Origin of the sequence: Roseobacter sp. EG26 (assembly GCF_049830555.1) — a bacterium.
Lineage (GTDB): Bacteria > Pseudomonadota > Alphaproteobacteria > Rhodobacterales > Rhodobacteraceae > Roseobacter.
Map to the genome: position 1 here is coordinate 824,413 of NZ_JBNBLH010000001.1, position 19,599 is coordinate 844,011.

At 57.5% G+C, this 19,599-nt stretch carries 16 protein-coding genes and 1 pseudogene; 10 read left to right on the forward strand and 7 right to left on the reverse strand.

The genetic code is table 11. From position 1 onward, the window contains the following. The first annotated feature begins 8 nt into the window (after positions 1-8). The 6 genes from queA (at position 9) to uvrA (ending at position 8,782) form a co-directional block, all read left to right on the forward strand. Positions 9-1,058, forward strand: a complete 1,050-nt coding sequence (gene queA / locus ACOTTU_RS04055) for a tRNA preQ1(34) S-adenosylmethionine ribosyltransferase-isomerase QueA (protein WP_425656162.1) — start codon at positions 9-11, stop codon at positions 1,056-1,058. Positions 1,059-1,168: 110 nt separating this feature from the next. Continuing rightward, positions 1,169-2,434, forward strand: a complete 1,266-nt coding sequence (locus ACOTTU_RS04060; RefSeq protein WP_298911911.1) for an MFS transporter — start codon at positions 1,169-1,171, stop codon at positions 2,432-2,434. 91 nt (positions 2,435-2,525) lie between these two features. Beyond that, positions 2,526-3,110 (forward strand): DUF924 family protein, encoded by a 585-nt coding sequence (locus tag ACOTTU_RS04065; protein ID WP_425656163.1) that lies wholly within the window; start codon positions 2,526-2,528, stop codon positions 3,108-3,110. A gap of 123 nt (positions 3,111-3,233) precedes the next feature. Next, positions 3,234-4,628, forward strand: coding sequence for a dihydrolipoyl dehydrogenase (gene lpdA, locus ACOTTU_RS04070; protein WP_425656164.1), 1,395 nt, complete (start codon positions 3,234-3,236; stop codon positions 4,626-4,628). Positions 4,629-4,664: 36 nt separating this feature from the next. Then, positions 4,665-5,840: an MFS transporter gene (locus ACOTTU_RS04075; RefSeq protein WP_425656165.1), complete on the forward strand. Its 1,176-nt coding sequence runs from the start codon at positions 4,665-4,667 to the stop codon at positions 5,838-5,840. An 80-nt stretch (positions 5,841-5,920) separates the two neighbouring features. Beyond that, positions 5,921-8,782 carry an excinuclease ABC subunit UvrA gene (uvrA, locus tag ACOTTU_RS04080; RefSeq protein WP_425656166.1) on the forward strand — a complete coding sequence of 954 codons (2,862 nt, stop codon included), beginning with the start codon at positions 5,921-5,923 and terminating at the stop codon, positions 8,780-8,782. 76 nt (positions 8,783-8,858) lie between these two features. On the opposite strand, the gene ACOTTU_RS04085 is transcribed toward uvrA, so the two are convergent. The 3 genes and pseudogenes from ACOTTU_RS04085 to ACOTTU_RS04095 all read right to left on the reverse strand — a co-directional run. Next, positions 8,859-10,214 (reverse strand): MmgE/PrpD family protein, encoded by a 1,356-nt coding sequence (locus ACOTTU_RS04085; protein WP_425656167.1) that lies wholly within the window; start codon positions 10,212-10,214, stop codon positions 8,859-8,861. A gap of 66 nt (positions 10,215-10,280) precedes the next feature. Then, positions 10,281-11,165: a 3-hydroxyisobutyrate dehydrogenase gene (mmsB, locus tag ACOTTU_RS04090; RefSeq protein WP_425656466.1), complete on the reverse strand. Its 885-nt coding sequence runs from the start codon at positions 11,163-11,165 to the stop codon at positions 10,281-10,283. A gap of 27 nt (positions 11,166-11,192) precedes the next feature. Further along, positions 11,193-12,218: pseudogene (locus ACOTTU_RS04095) on the reverse strand (enoyl-CoA hydratase/isomerase family protein); the annotation flags it as partial. Positions 12,219-12,476: 258 nt separating this feature from the next. Between ACOTTU_RS04095 and ACOTTU_RS04100 the strand changes: the two are divergent. Then, positions 12,477-13,301 (forward strand): VPLPA-CTERM sorting domain-containing protein, encoded by an 825-nt coding sequence (locus ACOTTU_RS04100; protein WP_425656168.1) that lies wholly within the window; start codon positions 12,477-12,479, stop codon positions 13,299-13,301. A 92-nt stretch (positions 13,302-13,393) separates the two neighbouring features. On the opposite strand, the gene ACOTTU_RS04105 is transcribed toward ACOTTU_RS04100, so the two are convergent. Further along, positions 13,394-14,893, reverse strand: a complete 1,500-nt coding sequence (locus ACOTTU_RS04105; RefSeq protein WP_298911891.1) for a CoA-acylating methylmalonate-semialdehyde dehydrogenase — start codon at positions 14,891-14,893, stop codon at positions 13,394-13,396. Positions 14,894-15,094: 201 nt separating this feature from the next. Between ACOTTU_RS04105 and ACOTTU_RS04110 the strand changes: the two genes are divergently transcribed. The 3 genes from ACOTTU_RS04110 to coaD all read left to right on the forward strand — a co-directional run bounded on the left by ACOTTU_RS04110 (position 15,095) and on the right by coaD (position 17,077). Further along, complete coding sequence (locus tag ACOTTU_RS04110; RefSeq protein WP_425656169.1) at positions 15,095-15,991, forward strand: LysR family transcriptional regulator; 897 nt, start codon at positions 15,095-15,097, stop codon at positions 15,989-15,991. A gap of 60 nt (positions 15,992-16,051) precedes the next feature. Continuing rightward, the gene (locus ACOTTU_RS04115) at positions 16,052-16,486 is read left to right on the forward strand and encodes a CBS domain-containing protein (protein ID WP_298911886.1); all 435 of its coding nucleotides are present in this window, start codon (positions 16,052-16,054) and stop codon (positions 16,484-16,486) included. Between the two features lie 93 nt (positions 16,487-16,579). Next, positions 16,580-17,077 carry a pantetheine-phosphate adenylyltransferase gene (gene coaD, locus ACOTTU_RS04120; protein ID WP_425656170.1) on the forward strand — a complete coding sequence of 166 codons (498 nt, stop codon included), beginning with the start codon at positions 16,580-16,582 and terminating at the stop codon, positions 17,075-17,077. Between the two features lie 3 nt (positions 17,078-17,080). Here coaD and gap (ACOTTU_RS04125) read toward each other — a convergent pair whose 3' ends face one another. From gap (ACOTTU_RS04125) to gap (ACOTTU_RS04135), 3 genes are all read right to left on the reverse strand, one after another. Further along, a complete protein-coding gene (gene gap / locus ACOTTU_RS04125) occupies positions 17,081-18,082 on the reverse strand; it encodes a type I glyceraldehyde-3-phosphate dehydrogenase (RefSeq protein ID WP_425656171.1) in 1,002 nt (333 codons plus the stop codon). Between the two features lie 44 nt (positions 18,083-18,126). Then, positions 18,127-18,270 (reverse strand): hypothetical protein, encoded by a 144-nt coding sequence (locus ACOTTU_RS04130; RefSeq protein WP_298911875.1) that lies wholly within the window; start codon positions 18,268-18,270, stop codon positions 18,127-18,129. Between the two features lie 118 nt (positions 18,271-18,388). Continuing rightward, on the reverse strand, positions 18,389-19,390 hold the full coding sequence (gap, locus tag ACOTTU_RS04135) for a type I glyceraldehyde-3-phosphate dehydrogenase (protein ID WP_425656172.1): 1,002 nt from the start codon (positions 19,388-19,390) through the stop codon (positions 18,389-18,391). Between the last annotated feature and the right edge of the window lie 209 nt (positions 19,391-19,599).

Consider the following 19,599-nt stretch of genomic DNA (forward strand, 5'->3'; position numbering starts at 1 on the left):
GCAGCGCCATGAAACTCAGTGACTTCGATTTCGATCTGCCCGATCATCTGATTGCGACCCGCCCGGCGGTACCGCGCACCTCTGCGCGCCTGCTTGTGGCACGAGGGGACGAGATCACCGATGCCCGCGTGTCAGAGCTTGCGCAATTCCTGCGCCGCGGCGACCGGTTGGTGCTGAATGACACCAAGGTCATTCCGGCGCGACTGACCGGCCAGCGACATCGCACGGGTGCGCAGGGTCAGACCAGTGCGCGGATCGAGGTCACATTGCTGGAACCCCGTGGCGATGGCGTTTGGACCGCTCTGATCAAGCCGTTGAAAAAGCTGAAACGCGGCGAAGACGTCGTGTTCAACGCAGATCTATCCGCAACTTTGCAGGATGTGGTGGAGGGGCAGGGACTCCTGGCCTTCAATCTGACGGGGCACGATTTCGATCTGGCGCTGAATGCCGCGGGTGCGATGCCCCTGCCACCCTACATCGCGGCCAAACGACCGGCAGATGCGCAGGACAAGCAGGATTACCAAACCGTCTTTGCGCGAAAAAAAGGGGCCGTGGCGGCGCCAACCGCCTCGTTGCATTTTGATGCGGCACTGCTGGCGCAGCTGGCTGACATGGGCGTCGATTTCACGCATGTAACGCTGCATGTCGGGGCCGGAACATTTCTGCCCGTGAAGGTGGATGACGTGACCACGCACAAGATGCATTCAGAATGGGGGCAGGTGAGTGATCGCGCGGCCTCTGAGATTGCAGCGACCAAGGCGTCCGGCGGGCGGGTCATCCCGGTTGGTACAACAGCTTTGCGCCTCATTGAGACGGCGGCGCAACGCGGCGAATTCGGGGTGTGGCAGGGGGACACGGATATTTTCATCTACCCCGGCTTTGATTTTCAGGTCGCGGACGGGCTGATGACCAATTTCCATTTGCCCAAATCCACGCTGATGATGCTGGTCTCGGCACTGATGGGCCAGCAGACCGTGCGCGGCATTTACGATCACGCCATCGCTGCGCAGTATCGTTTCTTTTCATATGGAGACGCGTCGCTTCTCTTTCCAAAATAACGCTTCAAGTGCGCAAAGCGACCTGCAAAGTCGCACTTGAGCCGGACCGGGCAATTTGTCTGAGTCTATGTGGGGTTGTCGTCCCTCCCAACGACCGAATGGAGATCCAGATGCTGCAGGTTTTATCAAGCGCTTGGGCGCTCTTGCTGGGCATGTCCCTGCTGATGGTTGGCAATGGCATGCAGGGGACCCTGCTGGGCATTCGCGGTGAAATCGAAGGGTTCTCCACATTGGAGATGTCGATTGTCATGTCCGCCTATTTCGTGGGATTCCTGGGTGGCTCGCGCATGGCACCCGGAATGATCCGGCGCGTGGGGCACGTGCGGGTTTTCGCGGCCCTTGCGTCGTTGATCTCCGCCGTCATGATCATTTACCCGACCCTGACAGAGGTCTGGGTCTGGACCTTGGGTCGCGTGCTGATCGGGTTTTGTTTTTCCGCCGTTTACGTGACTGCCGAAAGCTGGCTGAACAATGCCGCGACAAATGAAAACCGCGGACAGGCCCTGTCGCTTTACATGATCGTTCAGACGGCAGGCATCGTGCTCAGCCAGGCGCTGTTGTTGACGGCGGACCCCTCCGGCTACGTGCTTTTTGTCATCCCATCAGTGCTGGTTTCCATCGCGGTGACGCCGATTTTGCTGTCGATCAGTCCGACACCTGCCTTTGAGGCCACCAAACCCATGAGCCTGAGAGAGCTGGCTGGCTATTCTCCGATGGGATGCGTGGGCATGTTCTTGCTGGGCGGTATCTTTTCCGCCCAGTTCGGCATGGCCTCGGTTTTTGGCGCTAAGGCGGGTCTGAGCGTCGCCCAGATTTCAACTTTCGTGGCGATGTTCTTTGTGGGCGCGGTCCTGTTGCAATACCCGATTGGATGGATATCGGACCGGATGGACAGACGTTTTCTGATCCTGATCGTCTCGGCGGTTGGTGTCGCGGGATCCGTGCTCGGACTGTTGCTGGGCGGCGAGTTCACGTTGCTGCTGGCGTCCGCCTTCGTCGTAGGCGGGATGTCAAATCCGCTTTATTCGCTGCTAATTGCGCATACCAACGACTTCCTGGAGCACGAGGACATGGCTGCCGCTTCGGGCGGGCTGATCTTTATCAATGGTCTCGGGGCGATCCTCGGGCCGATCATCACAGGTTACATGATGGACTTTGTCGGGCCGGGCGGGTTCTACCTCTTCACAGGCGCGCTCTTTGCCTTGCTGGTCGCATACGCGGGATATCGCTCAACGGTGCGGAAATCTATTCCCGTCGACGAGACGGGCGCTTATGTGGCAGTGGCACCGTCCTACACGTCGGTTGCACTGGAATATGCACAGGAATATGCCATCGAAACGGAGCTCAGCGACGAAAACACCTCAACCACAAATTGAATGTGTCGTAATGATGCAAAAAGTGACTAGGAAATTAACGTGAACAGACCTTAACCTATGAATGTGGTTTGTTTATTTGGAGACTGTAGTAATGGTTGATCCGCAAGAAATTTTAAGCTTTTGGCTGGATGAAATAGGCCCCGAAGGTTGGTACAAGCAGTCCGATGCGCTCGATGCAGCGATCCGGACGAAATTTGAAGAGACCTGGCATGGCGCCTGTGAGGGGCGGTTTTCGCTTTGGCTCACATATCCGTCGGGCGCCTTGGCCTACACAATTCTGATGGATCAGTTCTCTCGCAATATGTTCCGTGATACAGGGCAGGCGTTTGCGAGTGACCGCGCCGCTTTGGCGGCGGCGAAATCAGCCATCGACAAGGGTTGGGATATTCGGATTAATGAGCCCGCGCGGCAGTTTTTCTACCTCCCGCTCATGCATTCTGAAAATCTTTGTGATCAGGACCGCTGTGTGCGGCTGATGTGCGAGCGGATGCCTGCGGGTGGTGCTGAGCACCTTCTGCATGCGCAGGCCCATCGCGCTGTTATTCGCCAGTTTGGGCGCTTCCCGACCCGCAATGAAGCGCTGGACCGGCCTCATACGAAAGCCGAGCAGGAATTTCTCGCTCGCGGAGGTTACGGAGAGATGATCCGGAGCCTGCAGGCGGCAAAAGCCGCCTGAAAGAAACGCTGACGTTTCGAGACCACGGCGCGCAAATGTCGCGCCGTGCAGCATGTTGCCGCTGGGTTCAATATAGTTTAACGGTAAACTATATTTTCCTTATCCCTTCTGCGAGGACGTGACATGGCTGCAAAATCCTTCGATCTTATTGTGATTGGTGCGGGCCCGGGGGGCTACGTTGCGGCCATCCGTGGTGCGCAATTGGGGATGTCTGTTGCCATTGTCGAGCGGGAACATCTGGGGGGCATTTGCCTCAACTGGGGATGTATTCCGACCAAGGCGATGCTGCGGTCTTCCGAGGTTTTCCACCTGATGCACCGCGCCAAGGAGTTTGGGCTGAAGGCTGACAATGTCGGCTACGATCTTGATGCGGTTGTAAAACGGTCGCGAAAAGTCGCAGGGCAACTCTCGGGCGGCATCGGTCATCTGATGAAGAAAAACAAAGTCACTGTGTTCATGGGAGAGGCCACGATCCCGGCCAAGGGCAAAGTGACCGTGAAAACCGAAAAAGGCAGTGAAGAACTGACAGCCAAGAACATCGTTCTGGCCACGGGTGCACGGGCGCGCGAACTGCCGGGCCTGGAGGCGGACGGCGATCTGGTCTGGACCTACAAACACGCGCTGGAACCCAAACGCATGCCCAAAAAATTGTTGGTCATTGGCTCCGGTGCCATCGGGATCGAATTTGCCAGTTTCTACAACACGCTTGGCGCGGATACGACAGTGGTTGAGGTCATGGACCGCGTGCTGCCGGTTGAGGATGCCGAAATCTCCGCCTTTGCCAAGAAATCCTTCGAAAAGCAGGGCATGAAGATCATGCAGAAAGCCATGGTCAAGCAGCTTGATCGCGCCAAAGGCAAGGTGACCGCGCATATCGACGTGGGTGGCAAGGTTGAAAAGCACGACTTTGACGCGGTGATCTCGGCAGTGGGCATTGTCGGCAACACCGAAGGGTTGGGACTCGAAGCGCTGGGCGTGAAAGTCGACCGTACCCATGTGGTCACGGATGAATTCTGCCGCACCGGCGTCGATGGTCTTTATGCCATCGGTGACATCGCGGGCGCACCCTGGCTGGCGCATAAGGCGTCCCACGAGGGAGTCATGGTCGCCGATCTAATCGCGGGCAAACACACGCATCCCGTCAAACCCGAAACCATCGCGGGCTGCACCTATTGTCATCCGCAAGTGGCCAGTGTGGGCTTTACCGAAGCCAAGGCCAAGGAGCTTGGCCACGACATCAAGGTCGGGCGTTTCCCCTTTATCGGCAACGGCAAGGCGATTGCACTGGGCGAGCCCGAAGGCATGATCAAGACCATTTTCGATGCCAAGACCGGCGAATTGCTGGGCGCGCATATGGTGGGTGCCGAAGTGACAGAACTGATCCAGGGTTATGTGGTCGGGCGTCAGTTGGAGACAACCGAGGAAGACTTGATGAACACCGTCTTCCCGCACCCGACGCTGTCGGAAATGATGCACGAATCCGTGCTAGACGCCTACGGCCGCGTCATTCATATGTAGCGCGGCGGGGGACCTTCCCCGCGGAGGTCCCCGCAGATGCATCCCACCGAAACCGAACAGAAAACCCCTTGGGGTCTGGTGCTGGCACTGTGGGGTGCGGGGCTGGGCGCGGCGGCGCAATACGGCAAGTTCAGCGCGATTTTCGACCAGTTACCAGAGGTTTACCCGGACGTTGGGGCGTCACTGGGGTTCGTGGTGTCGATTGTCGGCCTTCTGGGCATCTTCTTCGGTGTGGCCGCAGGGTTGATGGTCGCCCGCATCCGGTATCGCCGGGCGCTTTTATGGGCGCTTTGGACGGGCGCGGCCATTTCCGCCTTTCAGGCGCTGCTGCCGCCGCTTCCCTGGATGCTTGCCAGCCGCGCTGTTGAAGGGTTGTCTCATCTGGCCATGGTGGTTGCGGCACCAACCCTGATCGCCCAGCTCTGCGCGCCCAGGGATCGCGGGCTTGCCCTGACGCTTTGGGGGACGTTTTTCGGGGTTTCCTTCACCATTCTGGCCTGGGCCGGGCTGCCGCTTGTTGCGTGGCAGGGCATCCCGGCGCTGCTGATCGCACATGCGGTCTATCTTGCGATTTTTGCACTGTTCCTCGGTGCCAGGTTGCGCGCCCTCAGCATTGATACGCCGGTCCCGCCGCTGTCCCTGTCGAAAATTGTCAAAGACCACGCGACGATCTACCGGTCGCCGTCAATCTCGGCACCTGCCATCGGATGGCTGTTCTACACGTTCTGTTTCGTCTCGATCCTGACCGTGATGCCGCCCTACATCGCGGAAGAGAGCCGCGCCTTTGTCATGGGGGCCATGCCACTGTCGAGCATCGCGTCGTCCATGATCATCGGGGTGGCCCTGCTGCGCATCATGTCAGCCGTCACGGTCATCGGGATTGGCTTTGCCGCAAGTGCGCTGGTCATGATCTGGCTCTGGCAGGTTCCGGGCGATCCCATAGGCTGTTTGCTGTTGGCGGCAGCCATGGGGCTGGTACAGGGCGCAAGCTTTGCCGCCGTGCCGCAACTGAACGGATCGCCCGCCACGCAGGCGCAGGCCAATGGGGCGCTGGCGCAAATGGGCAATGTCGGCAACACGCTGGGAACGCCGGTTATGGCTGTAACAATTGGCGCCATCGGGTACGCTGGCCTGCCGCTTCTTGCCGGATGTGCCTTTGCGCTGGGAGGGTGCGCGCATTTGGCGCTGGCGCGACGGCGAGCCCGCGCTTAAAGTTTACCTTTTGTTCTCATTTTTTCATTGGCTAATTGCCGGAATACGCCTATGTCTATCGGGTTACACGGGGGTGCCTGATGGCCGAGCTAAAACATATCGAAGTACGCGGCGCGCGCGAACATAATCTCAAAAGCATCGACGTGGATATTCCGCGCGACCAACTGGTTGTGATTACAGGGCTTTCGGGATCGGGCAAGTCGTCTCTGGCGTTTGACACGATCTACGCCGAAGGGCAGCGCCGTTACGTGGAATCACTTTCCGCCTACGCCCGGCAGTTCCTCGATATGATGCAGAAACCGGATGTGGATCATATTGCCGGTCTCTCTCCGGCGATTTCCATCGAACAGAAAACCACATCGAAAAATCCACGCTCGACCGTTGGCACGGTGACCGAAATCTACGACTACATGCGGCTGCTTTTTGCGCGGGTGGGCACCCCTTATTCGCCTGCGACCGGCAAGCCCATCGAAGCGCAGCAGGTTCAGGACATGGTTGACCGTGTCATGACCATGGAGGAAGGCACGCGCGCCTACTTGCTGGCCCCGATCATCCGTGATCGGAAAGGCGAATACCGCAAGGAATTTCTGGAACTGCGCAAGCAGGGGTTCCAGCGGGTCAAGGTCGATGGGCAGTTTTATGAGCTGGACGAACCGCCGACGCTCGACAAGAAATTCCGCCATGATATCGACGTTGTGGTCGACCGAATTGTGGTGCGCGAAGGGCTGGAGACGCGGTTGGCAGATTCCTTGCGCACCGCATTGGATCTGGCCGATGGCATCGCCATTCTCGAAACCGCCCCGACCGAAGGCGATCCGGAACGCACGACGTTCTCGGAAAAATTCGCCTGTCCGGTCTCGGGGTTTACGATCCCGGAGATCGAACCGCGGTTGTTTTCCTTCAACGCGCCTTTTGGTGCCTGCCCGGAATGCGACGGGCTAGGGGTCGAGCTTTTCTTTGACGAACGTCTCGTGGTGCCTGACCAGAACCTGAAAATCGCTGATGGCGCGCTGGCTCCGTGGCGCAAGGGGAAATCCCCGTATTTCCTGCAAACCATTGAAGCGATTGCCAAACATTACAAGTTCAAACAGTCGGACAAATGGAAAGACCTGCCCGAAAAGGTCCAGCAGGTGTTTCTCTATGGATCGGGCGAAGAAGAGATTGCCTTCCGCTACGATGAAGGCGGTCGCGTCTATCAGGTGACCCGCGTCTTTGAGGGTGTGATCCCGAATATGGAGCGGCGCTATCGCGAGACCGACAGCAACTGGATTCGCGAGGAGTTCGAGCGCTATCAGAACAATCGCCCCTGTGGATCCTGCGGCGGTTTTCGTCTGCGCGAAGAAGCGCTTGCCGTGAAAATCGCCGGTCTGCATGTGGGCGAAGTCGTACAGATGTCGATCCGCGAGGCTTTTGACTGGTGCGAAACCGTCCCGGATCATTTGACCAAGCAGAAAAACGAAATCGCCCGCGCGATCCTCAAGGAAATCCGCGAAAGGCTTGGCTTTCTCAACAACGTGGGTCTTGAATACCTGACGCTCAGCCGGAATGCAGGCACGCTATCGGGGGGCGAAAGCCAGCGCATCCGGTTGGCCTCGCAAATCGGATCAGGTCTCACGGGCGTGCTTTATGTGCTGGATGAGCCGTCCATAGGTTTGCATCAACGCGACAATGACCGCTTGCTCCTGACCCTGAAAAACCTGCGGGATCAGGGCAATACGGTGATCGTTGTCGAGCATGACGAAGAGGCGATCCGCGAAGCGGATTACGTATTCGATATCGGCCCCGGCGCAGGGGTGCATGGCGGCCAGGTGGTCAGTCACGGCCCGCCTGCGACAATAGCACATGACAAGAATTCGATCACTGGCCAGTACCTAACCGGCGCGCGCGAGATTCCGGTGCCTGCCACGCGACGCAAAGGCAACAAGAAGAAAGTACAGGTTGTCAAAGCCACCGGCAACAATCTGCAAAATGTGACGGTCGACTATCCCCTGGGCAAATTCGTTTGCGTGACCGGTGTGTCGGGTGGGGGCAAATCCACCCTGACTATTGAGACGCTGTTCAAGACCGCCTCGATGCGCCTGAATGGCGCGCGCCAGACGCCCGCGCCCTGCGAGACGATCAAGGGTCTCGAATATCTCGACAAGGTCATCGACATAGACCAGCGCCCGATCGGCCGGACGCCGCGGTCAAACCCCGCGACCTACACAGGCGCTTTTACCCCGATCCGCGACTGGTTTTCCGGGCTGCCCGAAGCAAAGGCGCGTGGCTACAAACCGGGGCGTTTTTCGTTCAACGTCAAGGGCGGGCGGTGCGAGGCTTGTCAGGGCGACGGTGTCATCAAGATCGAGATGCATTTTCTGCCCGATGTCTATGTGGAATGCGAGACCTGCAAGGGTGCGCGCTACAACCGCGAGACACTGGAAATCAAGTTCAAGGGTAAGAGCATTGCCGATGTGCTGAACATGACCGTGGAAGACGCGCAGACGTTTTTCTCGGCCGTTCCGTCCATCCGCGAAAAGATGGACGCGTTGATGCGGGTCGGGCTTGGCTATATTAAGGTCGGCCAGCAAGCCACCACGCTGTCGGGGGGGGAGGCGCAGCGCGTTAAACTCTCCAAGGAACTCAGCAAACGCTCAACGGGTCGTACGCTTTACATTCTGGATGAGCCGACCACGGGCTTGCATTTCGAAGACGTGCGCAAGCTGCTGGAAGTGCTGCATGAACTGGTGGATCAGGGTAACTCGGTGATTGTGATCGAGCATAACTTGGATGTTGTGAAAACCGCGGACCATATCATTGATATCGGACCAGAAGGTGGCGACGGTGGGGGCCGTATCGTGGCAACCGGAACGCCTGAAAAAGTGGCGGAGGTGCCGGAAAGCTACACCGGTAAGTACCTGAAACCGATGTTGCACGCGCGGGGCAAGGTCGCTGCTGAGTAGCTTCGGAGCCCTTTGATGGGCGTGCTGAAATGCGCCTTGATGACGCCTGTTGTAATGTGATCGGCGCGTCCTGCAATCAGACCGCTGGACCGAGATTATAGGTTGGGCTCAGGCAGAGATCGAGAAGCCGTTTGAAATCTGCGGCGGCTAATTTATCGAACTCGCGACAGAGCGCTTCGATCTCGCAGGCGCGGTGGCTGCCCAGAACCGGATCCGCAAACAGGTGGAATTTGTCAGAGATTTCTGCATCACTGAGCGGCAAATCAGCATCGCCCCGAGGGGTACGTGGTGTGGACTCGTATTGCGATCCGTCTGTGAGCGTCAGAGTGACCTGTGCCCATCTCTTGCCTTCGCTGATCTTCGTGAAATGCGGATCATCAATGAGATGCGTGGCCTTGCTAATGCGCAGGATTTCAGCGTCCTGAAGCGTCGAAGGTGCCAGTTCGGGCAGACCGAGCTGCCCGCGCACAATCATGGCGGCAACCGGGAATGCGATGGCGTAGGCAAATTCATCCGGTGTTGCGGGTGCGTGCCCTGCAAGGCGGGTGGCGTTATGGAAGGTTCGAATGTCGACCCGGGCAATCTGCGCATGATGCAGGTGATGCTCCTGCATCAGGTCGTGGGCCGCATCCAGCGCGGGATGCGCCCAGCGGCAACAGGGGTAGGGCTTGTAATGGGTATCTTGCGCGACACGCCAGGATGATCCGAGATCAGCCCAGAATTCGCCAGCGTTTTCACAGGTCAGCGCCGGGGCACCGGTGAATCCCATTTGGGCCAGATAGCCTGCGGTGACGCCGGTTGGCGCGCCCCAGCCGACACCGTCCCGCACCATGGTCGGATGATCAATGCAGCGCATCATCTGGCTCCGGGGACCATGGTATTCGCCAATCCCGGCAGCATGGCGGATTTGATCTGGCGAACATCCAAGGGCACGCGCGGTGGCAATGGCGACGCCAACGGCTGTCCAGGACCCTGAGGTGTGATAGTCCGCGCAGGTTGCGTGCTGAGCCAAACCCGCCCGGTAGCTGGTTTCGTAAGAAAGAGCCAAAAGTGTTGCGAAATCAGCGCCTTTCACATTATTTTTAACGTCGACCATGGCCAGCATAGCGGGAAAAACTGCTGATCCGGCATGCCCTTTGCACGGGGACGAGCCGTCATGGGCGTCTATGCTGTCGACCGTGAAGGCACCGGCCATGGCGGCTCCGGCGGGGCTGGTGATTGTGCCATTCATCAAAATACGCGCGCCACCGGCTGATCCGACCCCATAAAGTGCGACTGCGTTCTGACGCGCGATCCCGGCCATGCCTGTCGATGATGCCGCCGCTGCAACGCCCATCGTGTCGAGAAAAGATCTGCGCAACACGGACAAAACCTCGGGCGGCAGGTCCGTGTAACTCAAATCTGCGGCAAACTCGTGAAAGGCTGGGGGCATCGGAACCTCTTGGTGGCTTGGCATCACCTTAGGGGAGCGTCGTTCCGCAACTTGCCTGTTTGCGACTTACGTTTGCCTTCCGCGCGCTGAAAACCGGGGCAGCATCGCGGAAAAATCCTTGCCCAGACCATCCTCATTCTCGACGAAATGCGCATATAGCTGATGCGCCAATGCGCCTATGGGCGTATCGGCATCCACGGCTTCGGCGGCTTGTTGGGATAACCCGAGGTCCTTGAGCATCAATTCGGCGGCAAACCCGGGTTGATACCCATTGTCGGCAGGGCTGGTGGGGCCAACGCCCGGGGCCGGGCAATAGGCATTCATGCTCCAACTGTATCCGGAGGAGGTGCTGACCACATCAAACATTTTCTGGCGGTCCAATCCGAGTTTGTCGGCCAGTGCGAAGGCTTCGCAGGTCGCGATCATGGTCGCCCCGAGGATCATGTTGTTGCATATTTTGGCGGCCTGTCCGGCACCTGCTTCCCCGCAATGGACGGCTTTTTGTCCCATGATGTCAAAAAGGGGCTGTGCTTTGGCGAAGGCCTCCGCCGTACCTCCGGCCATGAATGTCAGCGTGCCACCCGCCGCCCCGCCGATCCCACCAGAGACGGGTGCATCGACAAAGCCCAAAGCTCTTTCGGTGGCTTGATCGGCAACATCACGGGCCGCTTCTACGTCCACGGTCGAGCAATCGAGCAATAGGGCGCCAGCTTGCATGGCTGGCAGAACCTCAGATGCGACCGCACGTAGAATATCGCCATTGGGGAGCATCGTGATCACCACATCCGCCCCTGCTGCGGCGTCAACTGCGGATTGGGTTGCGGAGACGCCCTCGGGGGGCTGTGCCGCGGTGTCAAAACCCCGCACCTCATGCCCCGCCTTGGCAAGATTAACGGCCATAGGCGCGCCCATATTGCCCAATCCGACAAAGCCGATTTTGAGTTTTGTCATCTGTGCATCTCCCAGCTTCAGTTTGTTTTGACCCAGCGGCATGAGCATCTTGCTGACTTCGGCAGCTGGCACCTGGCCATCGGTAAATCGCCACTTGGGGTTTCGATCCTTGTCGATGATGGTGGCCCTGATACCTTCCAGAAAATCGCCGTGTTCCATAGCCCTGTATGTAAAACGATATTCAAGATCGAGCGCCTTGGCCATGGTGATGGAAGGTCCGCGCAGCCTGTGAATGAGTTCCACACAGCATGCCATTGATAGCGGGCTGTTTCTGTTCAATCTGTCCTGCGCCGCTACCGCAAATTCACGGTTATCGTGCCGCAGCGAACTCAGAATGTCGCCAAGCGTTTCCCCGCCAAAATGCTGATCGATTTCGCCCAGATTTTTCGCCAATTGCCCTTCAGGCGCGGTTTGAGCGGCGTCTGACAGGATATCGGGGCTGGCACCTGCCTCAAGGGCTTCAATCAGGCGCGGCCACTCGGCTTGGGGAATAAAGTGATCGGCAAATCCGGCAAGAATGGCGTCTGCCGCTGACATGCGTGCGCCCGTCGTCCCGAGATATTCGCCGACCCGGCCCGGTGCCAGGGCAAGCAGCAGGGAGCCACCTACGTCAGGGATCAATCCGATGCCGCACTCTGGCATCGCAATCTGGCTGCTCTCTCCGACGATACGGTGCGACCCGTGGCAGCCGATCCCGACACCGCCGCCCATGGTGAACCCCTGAAGGAACGAAATCACCGGTTTGGGATAGTCGAATATCTTGCCATTCAGGCGGTATTCGTCTGCCCAGAATTTCTGGCCAAAGGCATAGTTCGCCTCAATGCCGGTTTCATAGAGTTCAGCGATATCGCCACCGGCGCAAAAGGCCTTGTCGCCGGATGCATCAATCACAATTTGAGTAACATTCGGATCGGTGAGCCAGCGATCAAATGCCGCTTCGATCGCGAGGCACATTTCATAAGTGATCGCGTTCAGGGCGGTGGGCCTGTTCAGGGTGATACGGCCCGTGGGGCCAACGGCGCGAATTGAGATGTCTTTCATACTGGTTTTCATAGGCCAGCAAGGCCCGCACAGCAACCGAATCGGCGGTGATCGAAACGCCGATTTTCAATCCAAAATTCAACCACCGGATAGCTTTTGGAACGTCGCGAAGCAGATCCCAAAAAGCGTTTTCTACCATGCGGTGAATTTTGCGCGGTATTTCGCCTGTATATTTCGCGGATCGGTAGAATACAATCCGTACCTGTAATCACGTATTGTTGATAAGCATATGATAAATAACATTATATATCTGTAAAATTAACCGAAAATTTGCAAATCAGATTGCGGCAAAAATGCGCCCATGGTAGTTTGCGCGTGGTAAGTGGTGGTTCCGAGTTAGGCACCGTAAACCGACAAAGCTTTGTAACGAATATAATGAGGAATATCGGAATGAGTGTTAAATATTTAGCGGCCGGCATGACCGCTGCAGCTCTGACAATTTTCGCAAGTTCAGCATCCGCTGCGACAATGTCCGCGACGTTTGACCTGACAGGCAATGACTCGCTGCGCTACAACAATCTTTCAAATGCGCTGGATCCAATGACCCAGGGTGGTTTGACCGCAACTTTCAAAGCGGGCTCAACCATTGGTAACATCACAGGTGTTTCCAACGGAACGACCGGATTCACCAATATCGGCGTGACTTTGGCCAACGATCCACACATCGGTCGCTACGGCGGCGGTGCAGGTGTTGTCAATTCGACAGGTGACAACGATCACCAAGTCGACGGCAGCGGCTATAGAGACTTCATCGAGGTCGTTTTCTCGCAAGCCGTTCGCTTGACATCGGTTGATTTCAGCTTCTTCGGTGGCAATGACAACATGCGTTGGCTCTATGACGCAAATGAAGATGGCAAGATTGATGATGGTGATTTCATCAGCTTCAGCCAGTCCAGCGATCCCTTCACCAACTTTGGTGGCGTTTCCAGCAAAGTCTGGGGCATTATGGCGTTTGATTCCAATGATGAGTGGAAACTGCGTGCAGTGACCGCAGAATACGACGTACCAGGGGTTCCCTTGCCTGCGGCGGGTTGGATGTTGATCGGTGCACTTGGTGGCATGGGCGCGCTGCGCCGTCGCCAGAAAAAGGCCTGATCGCCTTCTATCGAAACCACTAAAAGCGGCTCTTTTCAGAGCCGCTTTTTTTGTTTGGGCAGGCCTGTCCTACAAGCCAGAGCAATGAGTTTCTATTCCATCACCGGAATGGAAAATTCGCCGCCTTCCTTGATGCCTGACGGCCAGCGGGAGGTAACCGTTTTTGTCCGCGTGTAGAACTTGAACGCATCGGGGCCGTGCTGGTTCAGATCGCCAAACACCGACTTTTTCCATCCGCCGAAGGTGTGGTAGGCCAATGGCACCGGGATTGGCACATTCACACCGACCATGCCGACGTTGACCCGATTGGCGAAATCGCGCGCCGCATCCCCGTCACGCGTAAAAATCGCGGTGCCGTTGCCGTATTCATGATCCATCGCCAGCCCGAGCGCCTCTTCGTAGCTTTGGGCGCGCACGGTCGACAGGACGGGCCCAAAAATCTCGTGCTTGTAGATGTCCATGTCCTTGGTGACATTATCAAAGAGATGCGCGCCGACGAAAAAGCCGTCTTCGTAGCCCTGAAGGCTGAAGTTCCGCCCGTCGACGACCAGTTTTGCGCCCTGATCAATGCCGGTTTGTACCAGCCGTTCGATGTTGGCTTTGGCAGCGGCCGTGACGACGGGGCCGTAATCCACATCCGTGCCAGCCGTGTAGGGGCCGACCTTCAGCTTTTCGATCCGGGGCACCAGCTTTTCGATCAGACGGTCGGCGGTCTCATCCCCCACAGGGACCGCGACGGAGATCGCCATGCAGCGCTCGCCCGCAGCGCCGTAACCCGCCCCGACAAGCGCATCAGCTGCCTGATCCATATCCGCATCCGGCATGACGATCATATGGTTCTTGGCACCGCCAAAACATTGCACGCGCTTGCCGTTCGCGCAGCCCGTAGCATAGATGTATTCGGCAATGGGGGTGGACCCGACAAATCCAATGGACTGGATAACGTCATTGTGCAGGATCGCATCGACGGCAGTTTTGTCGCCGTTGACAACCTGCAAAATACCCTTGGGCAGCCCTGCTTCTTCGATCAGTTCCGCAAGCATCAACGGCACCGAAGGGTCCCGCTCGGACGGCTTGAGGATGAAGGCGTTGCCGCAGGCGATGGCCGGGGCGAACATCCACATTGGGATCATTGCAGGAAAGTTAAAAGGCGTAATACCAGCGGTCACACCCAGCGCCTGACGCATGGAGTACATGTCAATGCCCGGGCCCGCGCTATCGGTGTATTCGCCTTTCAGCAATTGCGGCGCGCCGATGCAATATTCGACAACCTCCAGCCCGCGCTGCACATCGCCCGCGGCGTCTGGCAGGGTCTTGCCATGTTCTCGGCTCAGGGCTTCGGCGAGCTTGTCCATGTCGCGGTTCAGCAGATCGACGAACTTCATCAACACGCGCGCGCGGCGCTGCGGATTGGTTGCAGCCCATGCCGGCTGTGCGGCTTGTGCGAAAGCAACCGCTTGCGCCAGTTCCTCTTCGGAGGCCAGAGGGCATTGCGCCTGGACCTCACCCGTGGCCGGGTTCATCACATCCGCAAATCGGCCTGACGTGCCTTTGACATGCGCGCCGTTGAGGTAGTGGGTAAGTTCTTGCATTTGTTTCTCCGAGTTGGGGGTGGTTCCCGCGGGGCTTGGTCATGCACTTCATGTGCCGATAGCTTGCTTGTCTCGCACCATAGTCTTGCAAAAACAAACGGGAAAGGGGCAAGGTGACAAAGCGGCTTTGCAATTGTGCAAAACGGCCTGCCGGGTTTCTGGTAGCGTTGGACGGTTCCTGAAGACGGCGGAGGGCTCGGGATGCAAACGAATTGGGACGACCTGCGTCTGTTTCTCGCTGTCGCCCGCGAGGAGAGCCTTTCGGGTGCCGGCAAGGTGCTGCGGCTTGATCCGGCGACTCTGGGACGCCGGATGCAGCGGTTGGAGGCATCACTCCAGGCCAGTCTCTTTGTAAAATCACCCCAAGGATACGCGCTGACCGAGGCGGGCACGACCTTGCTGGCGCGTTCTGAGGCGGCTGAACGCGCCATGCGGGGTGCCGTTGCGGATTTGCCGGTTCAATCAGACCAGCTCAGCGGCCAAATCCGTATTGGGGCTCCGGACGGCAGCGCCAACTATCTGCTCCCGCAGGTCTGCGCCGCAATTTCAGATGAAAACCCGGAACTCGACATTCAGATTGTTGCTTTGCCTCGGGTATTCAACCTCTCCCGGCGCGAAGCGGATATGGCCATTGCCGTGAGCGCCCCGACGGCCGGGCGTCTGGTGGTGCAGAAAATAACGGATTACCACCTGCATCTCGCAGCTTCAGAAAGCTATCTCGAAACACAAGGTGACATCAGCGATATTGCCGATCTCGGCAAGCATCGGATCGTTGGCTACATTCCGGACATGATCTTTGATCGGGAACTGGATTATCTCAACGACCTTGGTATATCCCGTGTTTCTTTGGCCTCAAATTCCGTTTCGGTGCAAATCAACTGGATCAGACAGGGTGGCGGCATCGGCATCGCGCATGATTTTTCGGTTCCGGCCATGCCCGGAGTTCGGCGTATATTGACCGATCAGATCAGCCTGACCCGGGCTTTCTACCTGATCCGGCATCTTGATGATCAACGCAATCCGCGTCTCAGCCGCTTTGCAGAAGCCTTGAGTCAGGGGCTGCGCGCAGAAGTTGCAAGACTTGAAGCGCTGGCTTGACTTGAAATCGCTTTGCGGTGACGCTGAGGCAGGTTTCGACACGTTTCAAGGAGGTCCGACATGTTGGTGTCCCAAATTCTAAAAACCAAGGCGTTGCAGGATGTTGTGACGGTTACGCCATCCTTGTCGGTGGCGGAGGCCGCAAAGATGCTGTCTGAAAAACGCATTGGTACGGTTGTTGTCTCGCGAGACGGGAATTCCGCTGATGGGATTTTATCAGAACGTGACATTGTACGTGACATCGGCGCGCGCGGTGCAGGATGCCTGGCCAATCCGGTCGAAACGCTGATGACCACGAAACTGGTGACGTGCAGCCCTGAAGATCCCGCAGATTCGGTTTTGCAAAAAATGACCGATGGACGTTTTCGCCATATGCCAGTGCTGAGCGACGGCGTTCTTGTGGGCGTGATCTCGCTTGGCGATGTGGTGAAAGCCAAACTGATGGAATTGGCGATGGAGAAAGATGCCCTTGAGGGCATGATCATGGGGCACTGAAGGACCCCTGGCGGGCAGAAAGGTCCTTACCCGCTTGCAATTCCGCCCCTGAAGTGGTCGGGTCACAAAAATACTCACGACAGGAGAGACCACATGCGCGTTGGCCTCTATCCCGGCACCTTTGATCCCATCACCCTGGGCCATATCGACATCATCCGCCGTGCTGCTGTGCTGTTGGATCGCCTCGTGATCGGTGTGGCGATCAATAGAGACAAGGGGCCGCTGTTTTCACTGGAAGAACGCGTGGCTCTGATCGAGGCCGAATGTGTTGAACTGGCCGCTCAGACCGGCATTGAAATTATCGTGCATCCTTTTGAAAATCTGCTGATTGATTGTGCACGGGATGTTGGCGCCCAGATTATCGTGCGGGGTCTTCGCGCGGTTGCGGATTTTGAATATGAATATCAAATGGTTGGTATGAACCGGCAGTTGGACAATGGGATAGAGACTGTGTTCCTGATGGCCGAGGCGCAGCATCAGGCGATTGCCAGCAAGCTCGTCAAGGAAATCGCGCGTCTCAACGGCGATGTCAGCAAATTCGTGACCCCCCGTGTCAGAGCAGAGCTGGTGCAACGTTTCGGCGCACGCTGAGGATCAGATCAGCGCGCCCATGCGTGCTGCGGTATCCAACATACGGTTGGAAAAACCCCATTCATTGTCATACCAGGCCAGAACACGCACCAGGGTGCCATCCTGAACACGCGTCTGATCTTCGGCGAAAATGGCGCTGTGCGGGTCCTGTCTGAAATCGGAAGACACGAGTTTTCGCGCGGTGGTGCTGATGATGCCTTTAAAAGCATTTGCTGCCGCATCCTGAAAAAAGCGGTTTATCTCTTCGGGGGTCGTCGCGCTGTGTGTTTCGACCGTCAGGTCAATACAGGAGACATTCGGCGCTGGCACGCGGATGGCTTGCCCGGTGATCCGCCCCGCCAAATCGGGGAGGACCTGACCCAGAGTGAGAGCGGCCCCGGTTGAGGTCGGGATCATCGACAATGCGGCGGCCCGTGCGCGATAGAGGTCCGCGTGCGGTGCGTCATGGGTTGGCTGCGTACTGGTGTAGCTATGCACGGTTGTCATCATGCCGCGTTTGATCCCGAGTGTTTCGTGCAAAACATGCGCGACGGGAACAAGGCAATTGGTTGTGCAGGAGCCATTCGACAAAACAGTATCGTCGGGCGTGATCAGATGATCGTTCACCCCGTAGACGATTGTTTTCAGGTCTCCCTTGGCGGGCGCAGAAAGCAGAACACGCTGCGACCCGTTTTGCAGATGCCGCCCGGCTGCTGAAGCCTCGATAAATTTGCCGCTGCATTCCAGCGCGATATCCACGTCTTGCCAGGGCAGGGCGGCCGGGTCCGTATCAGAAGTCATGTTGATGGGCCGATTGGCCAGCAGAAGACCTGTGTCTGTCGGCTCAACCGCGTGTCTCAACCGACCGTGGATGCTGTCAAATTCAAACAGATGGGCCAGCGCGTCCTTAGGGGCAGGGTCATTGATCGCCACCACCTGCAAATCTGTTCTGCCGCTGTCCAGCAGCGCCCGCAATATCGTGCGTCCGATCCGGCCAAAGCCGTTGATGCCCAATCTGACTGTCATTGTCTGTTCTTTCCGTGGATGCGCGCCGAAGCGTCACAATGGACTCAGCGCCAAAAAGCGAGCCATTCAGTCAGTTCAAACATTTTTTTGCCCAGAAAGACAACATGTTCCGTGCCATAGAAAAAAATGTCGGCAGATATCAGGACCACAATGGTCAGCCCAAGCACAAATGCGATGCCATTGGTCATTTACTGCCTTTCCCAACCGAAAAGCACCACGGTGCAGTTCCGGAAACCCCGCGCTCGAATGATGCGCGGGTCATGCAGGGTATGCCAGCCTCAATGAACGCCCGCAAGCAGCCTTGGTTCAGCCCAGGTGGCCCATGCTGACCGCGACATCGGCCATTCGGGCAGAAAATGCCCATTCATTGTCGTACCAGGCCAGAACGCGCACTGTACGACCGGCAACAACCTTGGTCTGATCCGGCGCGACGATGCAGCTTTGTTCGGTGTGGTTGAAATCTATGGAGACCTTCGCTTCGGCATCATAACCCATGACGCGCGACATGGACCCCATGGCTGCCGCTTGCAATGCCGCATTCACTTCTTCGACGGTCACATCGCGGGGGGCTTCGAAGGTCAGATCAACAGCGGAGACATTGGGCGTGGGCACCCGCATCGCGGTCCCGTCGAGTTTGCCCGCCAGGTTCGGCAAAACCTCACCCAGAGCCTTGGCAGCACCGGTCGATGTCGGAATGATCGCCATGGCGGCAGCGCGCGCGCGGTAAAGGTCATCATGCCGCCGGTCGAGGGTGGGCTGGTCGCCAGTGTAGGAATGGATCGTGGTCATGATCCCACGCTCGATCCCGATCGCCTCGTCCATCACCTTTGCCAGAGGGGCCAGGCAGTTGGTTGTGCAAGATCCGTTCGAAATGACGGTGTCGGAGGGCAACAGATCGCGGTGATTCACGCCGTAGACGATGGTGCGGTCAACCCGCTTTGCGGGGGCTGAAATCAGCACACGTTTTGCGCCGCGTTCGATATGTGTCTTCGCCTTGTCGCCATCGTTGAATTTACCGGTGCATTCCAGCACGACGTCAACGCCGGTCCAATCCAGTTCATTCATGTTGTAGGAAGACATCATGCGGATCGGGCCGCGCCCCAGATCGAGCGAGTTGGCGCCGACCACCACACTCCCGGGAAAGCGCCCGTGTACTGAATCGTATTTGATCAGATGTGCGGAGGTTTCCAAAGGGCCGGTTGCATTGATCGCCACCACATCAATGTCGTTACGACCGGAAGTTGCGATATGGGACAATGTGCATCTGCCGATGCGACCGAAACCGTTGATACCGACTTTGATAGTCATGAATACTCTCCACACGGATCATTTGCGCGCTCTATAACCGCATCCGGCCTTTGGCGGAATGCCAAAAGCGACGTGTTTTCCAAGTGTTAGCGTTAAACTTTGGCAACAGTCTGTTGCCTGCCCGCGAGAGTTGTATTCTGTGTACGCATTGCCAAGACCTCTGCATCGTTCTAGGTCTTTTTGTTAACTATAAATGCTGAACAGAGGAT

Excerpts from the sequence above, each read along its gene's own strand:
- queA (WP_425656162.1), top strand. The coding sequence starts at position 9 with ATGAAACTCAGTGACTTCGATTTCGATCTGCCCGATCATCTGATTGCG.
- ACOTTU_RS04060 (WP_298911911.1), top strand. The coding sequence starts at position 1,169 with ATGCTGCAGGTTTTATCAAGCGCTTGGGCGCTCTTGCTGGGCATGTCC.
- ACOTTU_RS04065 (WP_425656163.1), top strand. The coding sequence starts at position 2,526 with ATGGTTGATCCGCAAGAAATTTTAAGCTTTTGGCTGGATGAAATAGGC.
- lpdA (WP_425656164.1), top strand. The coding sequence starts at position 3,234 with ATGGCTGCAAAATCCTTCGATCTTATTGTGATTGGTGCGGGCCCGGGG.
- ACOTTU_RS04075 (WP_425656165.1), top strand. The coding sequence starts at position 4,665 with ATGCATCCCACCGAAACCGAACAGAAAACCCCTTGGGGTCTGGTGCTG.
- uvrA (WP_425656166.1), top strand. The coding sequence starts at position 5,921 with ATGGCCGAGCTAAAACATATCGAAGTACGCGGCGCGCGCGAACATAAT.
- ACOTTU_RS04085 (WP_425656167.1), bottom strand. The coding sequence starts at position 10,214 with ATGCCCCCAGCCTTTCACGAGTTTGCCGCAGATTTGAGTTACACGGAC.
- mmsB (WP_425656466.1), bottom strand. The coding sequence starts at position 11,165 with ATGACAAAACTCAAAATCGGCTTTGTCGGATTGGGCAATATGGGCGCG.
- ACOTTU_RS04105 (WP_298911891.1), bottom strand. The coding sequence starts at position 14,893 with ATGCAAGAACTTACCCACTACCTCAACGGCGCGCATGTCAAAGGCACG.
- ACOTTU_RS04110 (WP_425656169.1), top strand. The coding sequence starts at position 15,095 with ATGCAAACGAATTGGGACGACCTGCGTCTGTTTCTCGCTGTCGCCCGC.
- ACOTTU_RS04115 (WP_298911886.1), top strand. The coding sequence starts at position 16,052 with ATGTTGGTGTCCCAAATTCTAAAAACCAAGGCGTTGCAGGATGTTGTG.
- coaD (WP_425656170.1), top strand. The coding sequence starts at position 16,580 with ATGCGCGTTGGCCTCTATCCCGGCACCTTTGATCCCATCACCCTGGGC.
- gap (WP_425656171.1), bottom strand. The coding sequence starts at position 18,082 with ATGACAGTCAGATTGGGCATCAACGGCTTTGGCCGGATCGGACGCACG.
- ACOTTU_RS04130 (WP_298911875.1), bottom strand. The coding sequence starts at position 18,270 with ATGACCAATGGCATCGCATTTGTGCTTGGGCTGACCATTGTGGTCCTG.
- gap (WP_425656172.1), bottom strand. The coding sequence starts at position 19,390 with ATGACTATCAAAGTCGGTATCAACGGTTTCGGTCGCATCGGCAGATGC.